The following is a 7,546-nucleotide window of genomic DNA, read 5'->3' on the forward strand; positions in this document are numbered from 1 at the left end:
ATGACTGACGCCCTGCGTACCCGCGCCGCGGCCCTTGCCTTCGGTATCGGGGGGGGGGGGGGGGGGGGCGGGGGGGGGGGGGGGGGGGGGGGGGGGGGGGGGGGGGGGGGGGGGGGGGGGCCCGGGGGGGGGGGGGGGGGGGGGGGGGGGGGGGGGGGGGGGGCGGCCGCCCCCCCCCCCCCCCCCCCCCCACCGCCGGATCAAAGGTGGGGGGTTGAAATCCCCTTGAAACATCTGCGCAATACCGTGCCGCATCGCTGCGCAATCAGCGGTGCCGATGTTGTGCATCCGCGTGCGCCCGCACGCCACCCCAGCTCCGTACCCCGAGACCCTTGAATGTCCGCCCATCGCACCACCTCCGCTTCGGCTGCACCCGCCTTTTCCCGCACTGCCCGGCAGCCGCGCCCCCACGCGCTGGCGCTGGCGTGCATCTCGCTGCTCGGTCTGAGCGGCGCCGCGCTGGCGCAGGACGCCAGCCCGACCTCGCTGGACGCGATCACCGTTACCGCCGACCACCGCGAGCGCAACCTGCAGGAAGTTCCCGTCTCGGTCGGGGTGGTGCAGGGCGAGCGCCTGCGCGACTACACCGCCGGTGGCGATGACACCCTGCTGGCCCTCAGTGGCCGGGTGCCGAGCTTCTACGCGGAAACCACCACCGGCCGCATCTTCCCGCGCTTCTACATCCGCGGCCTGGGCAACATCGACTTCTACCTGGGTGCCTCGCAGCCGGTGTCGATCATCCAGGACGACGTGGTGCTGGAACACGTGGTGCTGAAGTCCAACCCGGTCTACGACGTGGACCAGGTTGAAGTGCTGCGCGGCCCGCAGGGCACGCTGTTCGGCCGCAACACCACCGCCGGCATCGTCAAGTTCGACAGCATCAAGCCCAGCCAGGAGTACAGCGGCCGCGTGCAGGCCAGCTACGGCACCTACGGCAGCGTGTCTGTCGATGGTGGCTTCGGCGGCCCGATCAACGACATCGCCTCGTTCCGCGTGTCGGCGTTGTACCAGCACCGCGACGACTACGTGGACAACACCTACACCGGTCCGAGCGCCGACGGCACGGTGTCCCCGAAGAAGAACGCGATGGGCGGCTTCGACGACCGCAACGTGCGCGCCCAGCTGCTGCTGCAGCCCAGCGACAACTTCTCGCTGCTGGCCTCGGCGCATGCCCGCGACTACGAGGGTACCTCGACCCTGTTCCTGCGCAACGCGATCACCAAGGGCTCCAACACCACCGACGCGCCGCGCGACAAGGTGGCCTATGACGAGGCCGACAACAACCCGCAGGCCTACAAAACCTATGGCGGCTCGGTCAAAGCCGTGTACGACTTCGGCAACATCTCGCTGACCTCGATCACCGCCTACGAAACCACCTCCGGCTACAGCCGCGGCGACACCGACGGCGGCGCGGCGGTCAACTTCCCGGTCAATGGCGTGCCGAACGGCTACGGCCAGTCGATGGGCCAGATCCGCGACCTGGACCAGTGGACCCAGGAAGTGCGCCTGGCCAACGCCGATGACAACCGCCTGAAGTGGCAGGTGGGCGCGTTCTACTTCGACGGCCGCGACACCACCGATTTCTACCAGCGCGCCTGGTTCCTGCAGGGCGCCGCACGCAACCCGAACAACTGGGTGCGCCTGCGCAACACCAACACCTCGTGGGCAGGCTTCGGCCAGGTCAGCTACGACGTGACCGACAAGTTCACGCTGACCGGCGGCCTGCGCCAGACCCGTGACGAGAAGCGTACGCGCCTGCTCAAGACCGCCGACACCGCCGCTGGCGTGGTCACCTACCGCGGCCGCACCGATGTGAGCATGGCCGATACGACCCCGAGCTGGGACCTGAGCGCGATGTATGCGTTCAACCCGCAGGTGAGCGTGTATGCCAAGGTGGCGCGCGGCTTCCGTGGCCCGACCATCCAGGGCCGTTCGGCGGTGTTCAACGCCGACTTCACCACCGCCGATTCGGAAACCATCCTGTCGTGGGAAGCGGGCGTCAAGAGCAGCCTGTGGGACAACCGCCTGCGCGTGAATGCCACGGCCTTCACCTACACGGTCAACGACATCCAGCTCAACGGCAACGACTCCAACGGCAACGGCGTGCTGTTCAACGCCGACAAGGCCAAGGCCTACGGCCTGGAGGCAGACATGGAGTTGCGTCCGATCCCGAACCTGAGCCTGAGCGCCGGCGTGAGCCTGCTGCACAGCGAGATCCAGGACGATCGCGTGTATGCGCAGGTCTGCGCGTTGAACGGCGCGGTGGTGTGCACGGTGAACGACCCGACCATCAAGGTCGGTGCCAACACCTTCGCGCAGATCAACGGCAACCCGCTGCCGAATGCGCCGAAGTACAACCTGAACTTTGCCGCGCGCTACGACATTCCGGTGAACGACAGCGATGTGTTCTTCGTCTCCACCGACTGGAACAAGCAGGGCTACACCAGCTTCGTGCTGTACGACTCGGCCGAGTTCAACTCCAAGGGCAGCTTCGAAGGCGGCCTGAAGCTGGGTTATTCGGGCAACTACGGTGCATGGGAAGCGGCGTTGTTCGCGCGCAACATCACCAACGAGAAGAACCTGAAGGGCGTGATCGAGAACTACATGGCGGCGGTGTACAACGAACCGCGCACCGTGGGCGTTTCGTTGAACCTCAACTGGTAATGAAGTAAATGAAAAGGCCCCGCGCGAGCGGGGCCTTTTTTGCAGGTGGAGCAGCCACCCATGGGGTGGCTCTACGGCCCAACGGCGCCGTAATACCCGGTAGAGCCACCCCATGGGTGGCTGCGCGATATCAACCGGCAGCAGGCAACAACGGCGCCAGCACCGGCTCCAACACCGCCTGCCGCCAGCCGGCCAGCGCCTGCGGCCACTGGCGGCTTTCCAGATAGCTTTCCAGGTGCTTGCGCGACGCCAGCACACCGTCGGGCAGGCCCAGTTCGGCCGTGCGCGCGCTGACCGCATCCTGCAGCCGCTTCAGCGCCTGCTTGTTCGCATCGGTGGCAGGCAGCGCCAGCGGCGCCTCGGCTTCGTCGTGCTGCGGCGTCACCAGCGCGTCCCAGACCTGCGCGGCCAGCTTGCGCGGCGCCTTCGGGAAGCCTTCCATCAGCTTGCCCAGCGCGTCGGCATCGGCCGGCGGGGTGCGGGCGAGCACGGCGGCCAGTTCGTTGTCCAAAATCCAGCTGCGCGGCTTGTCGCTGGCGCGGGCCTGCACGTCGCGCCAGCGCAGCAGGCGCAACAGGCGCAGCTGCGCCGGGGCGTCCATGAACTGCGCCGAACGCATCGCCACGTGCGGCCAGCGTTCCTCATCCTGTTCAACGCTGGCCAGCAGCCGTTCGGCATCGTCCTGCAGCCACTGGCGGCGGCCCAGTTCGCCCAACTTGGCATCCACCGCGTCGTGGATGGCAAACAGGTATTCCACGTCGTCGGCGGCATATTCCAGCTGCGCGTCGGACAGCGGGCGGCGCATCCAGTCCGAGCGGGTCTCGCCCTTGGCCAGGGTCACCCCGGTGATCGCGGTGACCAGCTTCTGGTAGCCCATGCCGCCACCGATACCGGCCAGCGAGGCGCCGATCTGGGTGTCGAACAGCGGGCGCGGCAGCACACCGCAGGCGACCTTGAAGGTCACCAGGTCTTCGCTGGCGCTGTGCATGACCTTCAGGATGGAGGTGTCGGCCAGCCACGGCGCGAGCGCGGCGGTCATGCCGGGAATGAGCGGGTCGATCAGCAGGATTTCATCGCCGACCGCCATCTGCACCAGCGCGAGCTGGGGCCAGTAGGTGCGTTCACGAATGAACTCGGTGTCCAGCCCGATGCGGGTAGGGCGCTGGCGGTAGCGCTCGTCCAGCTCCGCCGGGGTTTTGATCCAATAAGCCACGTAGGGGTTCCGTCGACTGCAGGGTTGCTCAGGTGGGGCAGGATAGCGCGCCGCGATGGAGCCGCGCGCCGTTATGATGAACCCGTCGCCACGCGCTGCGGTCCTGATGCCTCGCCGCGCCCTGGCTTTGCCCGAGGAACCCGATCTTGCGTGCCACCGGTTCTCTTCCGCTGTTGCTGGCCCTGTTGCTGGCCACCACGACAGCGTGTTCCCCCGATGCGCCGCCGCCGCGCCCCGCTGCCGCGCGCCCGGCCGCGCCTGCGTCGCCCGCCGCCAAGGCAAAGGCGCCGGCGCCGGCCCAGGTCACCATCGGCGGGGAAGACGCGGCCGAGACCGAGCAGCGCTGGCAGCCACCGCCGGTAACGCTCACCGATGCCGGCGTGGCCCAGGCGCGCCGTGATGCGGCCAAGGCGTTCGCCGAGGGACGGCTGTATGAAACGGCCGAAGACGCCATTCCGATCTGGCTGGCGTTGCTCGAACGCGACCCCGCCGACCGCCAGGCGCAGGCCGGCCTGAAGCGCGCCCAGCAACGCCTGCTGTACGAGGCGGCGGCACTGCTGGTGCGCCCCTTGAAGCAGCGTGAGGCGGTGGCCGAGGCCAGCCAGATCGCGCTGGTGCTGCTGACCCTGGCGCCGGATGAGCCGCGCGTGCGCCACCTGCAGTCGCGGGTGGAGATCGCCCAGCGGGTGATCGCCTACAACCGGGCCGGCGAAGACGACCTGCGTGCCGACCGCATCGGCGAAGACGGCGACGGGGCGATCCCGAATTTCCGCGAGGCGCTGTCGCTGGATGCGCACAATCCGCGCGCCCGCCAGGGTCTGGCAGCGGCCGAGAGCGCGCTGATCCGGCGCGCCGAAACGGCCGCGCGTGCCGCGGACTTCACGTCGGCCGGCACCTGGTTGTCGGAAGCGGCCAAGGTGCGCGATTCCGCGCCCACCATCGTGGAGGCCTTCGAGCGGGTGGAGAAGATCCGCGCCGAAACGCTGGTGCGCCTGCGTGACGAGGGCCTGCGCGACCTGGCCACGCCGCAGGGGCTGAAGCCGGCGCGGCAGAAGCTGGAAGACGCGCTGCGCATCGCCATGCCGGGCGACCCGGTGGTGGCCCAGCTGCGCGAACGGATCGAGCTGGTCACCCATTACGGCAGTTTCCGCCCGCGACAGGTGTTCAGCGATGCGCTGCGCGACGGCGGGCGCGGACCGCAGATGATCGTGGTGCCGCATGGCGGCTTCCAGATGGGCGCGGGCGACAGCGAACCCGGCGCCAGCGATGCGGAAAAACCCTCGCACTACGTCCGCTTCGAGCGCGGCTTCGCATTGGCCATCACCGAGGTGACCGTGGCCGATTACCGGCGCTACGTGACGGCCACCAATGCGCGCCCGCGCGCCACCCGCCGCGGCCACTCGATCATCTACGACGAACGCAGCGGCAACTTCACGCGCAGCAGCGGGGTGGACTGGCAGTCCGGCTATGACGGCAGGCCGGCGATCGCCAATTCGCCGGTCATGCACGTCAGCGTGCGCGACGCCGAGCACTACGCGATATGGCTGTCCGAACAGACCGGGCGCTCCTACCGGCTGCCCAGCGAAGCCGAGTTCGAATATGCGCTGCGTGCCGGCAGCAGCGGCCGCTACCCGTGGGGCGATGCGGGCACGCCGCCGCCGCGTTCGGGCAACTTCACCGGGGCCGAGGACGTGTCGCCGTCCGGGCGCCGCTGGTTCAATGCGTTCGTCGGCTATGGCGACGGCTGGTGGGGGCCGGCGCCGGTGGGCAGCTTCGAGCCCAACGCCTGGGGCCTGCATGACATGGCCGGCAACCTGAGTGAGTGGGTGGCCGACTGCTGGCATGCCAGCTACCGGCGCGCACCGGCCGACGGCTTGGCCTGGTTCAACCCGGGCTGCCGGCAGCGGGTGATTCGCGGCGGCAACTGGGCCAATGCGCCCGAGCAGACCCGCGCGGCCTGGCGACAATCACAGGATTCGGACACGACCAGCGCCAGGATCGGGTTCCGCCTGGTGCGAGGTATCTGATACCCCGGCTTGGCGCTAGGATTGCCCCGAATGCCGGCAGGGTGTGCCGGCCAAATCAGGAACCCACAGGATGAGCAGCGATCCGTTTGGCGGTCAGCAACAGCAACGGGGGCGCCGCCCAGGCCTGTTCGGCAACATCCGCTGGTGGGTGCTGCTGGCGTTCGCCGGCTACGCCGCGTTCTACTGGTTCTCCAACCGCAGCGTGGACCCCTATACCGGCGAAAGCGTGCTCATCGACAGTTCCCTCGACGCCGCCCAGGAGAAGGCGCTGGGCCTGCAGGCCTACCAGCAGATCCTGGCCGAGGAGCGCCCGCTGGATCCCAATGCGCAGATATCGCGCGATGTGCGTGCCATTGCCGAGCGACTGATCCGCAAGGTGGACGTGGTGGAGACCGCGCTCGCCGAGGAGCATGGGCTGAAGCCGGGGCACTTCTCGCGTGATTTCGAGTGGGAGGTCAACGTGATCCAGTCCGACCAGGCCAATGCGTTCTGCCTGCCGGGCGGCAAGATGGCGGTGTATACCGGCCTGGTGCCGGTGGCGCGCACGGCCGATGCGATGGCGGTGGTGATGGGCCATGAGATCGCCCACGCGCTGCTGCGCCATGGCGCGCAGCGCATGGCCCAGCAGAAGCTCACCCAGATCGGGCAGATGGCCGGCGCCGCCAGCGGCATGGACGTGCAGCAGCAACAGATGATGATGTCGGCGATGGGCTACGGCTACCTGCTGCCGTATGCGCGCAGCCACGAAACCCAGGCCGACGAAGTGGGGCTGATGCTGGCCGCGGCCGCCTGTTTCGACCCGCGCGAGGCGGTGCCGTTATGGGAACGTATGGGGCAGGCCAGCGGCGGGCAGGCACCGCCCGAGTTTTCCTCGACCCACCCGAACCCGGGCACGCGCATCCAGAACCTGCAGGCGTTGATGCCCAAGGCGATGGAATACCGGCAGCGGTTCTGTGAAACCGCCGGGGCACCGGCGACCCTGTGACGCGTAGAGCCACGCCCTGCGTGGCTGGGCGCCGGTCAGGCCCCGGCGTCCCTCACCACCACGTCGATCACGCCGTCCTGGACGCGGGCCTTCAATGCGTCGCCCGGGGCCACGTCCAACGGCGACCGCACCAGGCGCCCGTCGTCTTCGCGGGTCAGGATCGCGTAGCCACGCGCCACCGTGGCCAACGGGCTCACCGCTTCCATTGAACGCGCCAATGCGCGTAGGCGCAGCCCATCGCGCTGCAACTGCCGGGCCATCGCGGCCTCGGCGCGCGGCTGCAGGCGCTGCAGGCGTTCGCCCAACGCGTCCAGGCGCCGCTGCGGGTGGCCGTTGCGCAGCACCACGGCGGCGTGGCGCAGGCGCGCCAGGCGGCGTTCGTGCTGCTGCTGCCAGACGCCCGCCAGGCGCCGCGCCAGGTCCTGCTGGCGCCGCTGCAACAACTGCAGGCGGGCCTGCGGGCTCTGGCCGTTCAGGCGCAGCAGGGCGCGGTCGGCGCGCTGCATGGCCTGGCCCAGGCCGTGGCGTTGGCGCGGCCCCCCCCCCCCCGCCCCCCCCCCCCCCACCGCCCCCCCCCCCCCCCCCGGGGGGGGCCCCCCCCCCCCCGCGCCCCCCGGGGGGGGGGGGCGCCCCGGCGGCGCGCCAACGGGGCCGCGG

General features: G+C 69.7%; 5 protein-coding genes. 3 read left to right on the plus strand and 2 right to left on the minus strand.

All coding sequences use genetic code 11. The annotated features are described in order from the left end of the window. The first annotated feature begins 336 nt into the window (after positions 1-336). Positions 337-2,664, plus strand: coding sequence for a TonB-dependent receptor (locus tag ACOZHM_RS17735; protein ID WP_421570638.1), 2,328 nt, complete (start codon positions 337-339; stop codon positions 2,662-2,664). 130 nt (positions 2,665-2,794) lie between these two features. On the opposite strand, the gene rnd is transcribed toward ACOZHM_RS17735, so the two are convergent. Continuing rightward, positions 2,795-3,877, minus strand: a complete 1,083-nt coding sequence (gene rnd, locus ACOZHM_RS17740) for a ribonuclease D (protein ID WP_421570639.1) — start codon at positions 3,875-3,877, stop codon at positions 2,795-2,797. Positions 3,878-4,023: 146 nt separating this feature from the next. Here rnd and ACOZHM_RS17745 point away from each other — a divergent pair, with 146 nt between their 5' ends. Both ACOZHM_RS17745 and ACOZHM_RS17750 read left to right on the plus strand, forming a co-directional pair. Beyond that, on the plus strand, positions 4,024-5,904 hold the full coding sequence (locus ACOZHM_RS17745; RefSeq protein ID WP_421570640.1) for a formylglycine-generating enzyme family protein: 1,881 nt from the start codon (positions 4,024-4,026) through the stop codon (positions 5,902-5,904). A gap of 70 nt (positions 5,905-5,974) precedes the next feature. Beyond that, entirely contained in the window at positions 5,975-6,889 is a 915-nt protein-coding gene (locus tag ACOZHM_RS17750) for a M48 family metallopeptidase (protein WP_421570641.1), read from the plus strand. 35 nt (positions 6,890-6,924) lie between these two features. Here ACOZHM_RS17750 and ACOZHM_RS17755 read toward each other — a convergent pair whose 3' ends face one another. Further along, entirely contained in the window at positions 6,925-7,455 is a 531-nt protein-coding gene (locus ACOZHM_RS17755) for an exodeoxyribonuclease VII large subunit (protein ID WP_421570642.1), read from the minus strand. Between the last annotated feature and the right edge of the window lie 91 nt (positions 7,456-7,546).

Source organism: Stenotrophomonas sp. PD6 (genome assembly GCF_049199305.1).
In the GTDB taxonomy this organism is placed as follows: Bacteria; Pseudomonadota; Gammaproteobacteria; order Xanthomonadales; family Xanthomonadaceae; genus Stenotrophomonas.